Raw genomic sequence first — 892 nt, 5'->3', positions numbered from 1 at the left:
AACGTCGCTCGGATGCGCAACGACGTGGCGGCCTTCTGGGAGCCAGGCGCGAACGCCGCCAGCCGCGTCACCGGCGTGCCGGTCTTGACCGCGAACGGCCCGGCGATCTGCACCCAGACGCCGCCGACGAAAGCTTCGCAGACGAAGGTCGCGGTGCCTTTGTCGATCGCCAGCGTCGACATCAGCACCGTCGCGACGGTGCCGGCCACCGTGCCGGTCCAGATGGTTTGCGTTCCCGTGTGCGGCCCGAAGGTCGGCGTCGGGCTGGTGATGGCGCGCGCGGACAGCGGCCGGCGCCATTCGCCCTTGCGGCGCGACCCGCCCATGCGGCGGAAGCCGGACTGCGGCACCGGCTCGACGCCCTTGAACGCCAACCCTGCCGAATAGTACTGCTTGATGTCGACGCGGCTTTTCGCTTCCGGCGTGAATTCGCCGGCATTGCACGAGCGCGTGGGCGATGCCGGGCGCGCTACCATTTGCCGTACCAGTCACCGCCGCCGGTGCGGCCGCCCTGCAGCATGTCGGTCGTTGCCGGCGTGGCAACGGGCGCGGCGGCGCGGTCCTGGGCGATCAAGCGGCCGAATATGCCACCGGTGCCGCCTTCCGAGCGGGTGCCGACCGCTTCGGCCAGCTTGTCGTTCTTCAGGTCCATGTCCTGCAGCATCGGGATGGCGAGATAGGAGGCGAGCAGCAGAGCGAAGGCATCGGCGAATTGCGGCTCCCAATCCTCCGGCTCGACCATCACCTTGCAACGGGCATAGACAGTCGGTTCGTCGCAGAACACGGTCTTGCCCTCGATGGTGAAATCGCGGATTGGCGTGTCGCGGCGCGGATCGGACAAAAGCTTCAGCGCCGGCCCGACGCGGTTGCCTGGCAGGTCGAAGCCGTAGGC

The 892-nt window shown here is 68.6% G+C and carries 2 protein-coding genes; both read right to left on the bottom strand.

The features are described from left to right. The coding region (locus EOA36_RS36255; RefSeq protein WP_145969544.1) for a hypothetical protein at positions 1 to 476 on the bottom strand (476 nt) is incomplete at its 3' end. Beyond that, the coding region (locus EOA36_RS37625; RefSeq protein WP_189553566.1) for a hypothetical protein at positions 470 to 892 on the bottom strand (423 nt) is incomplete at its 5' end. The genes EOA36_RS37625 and EOA36_RS36255, both read right to left, overlap by 7 nt.

Source organism: Mesorhizobium sp. M8A.F.Ca.ET.021.01.1.1 (assembly GCF_003998025.1).
In the GTDB taxonomy this organism is placed as follows: domain Bacteria; phylum Pseudomonadota; class Alphaproteobacteria; order Rhizobiales; family Rhizobiaceae; genus Mesorhizobium.
This window is presented reverse-complemented; position numbering and strand designations above follow the sequence as displayed.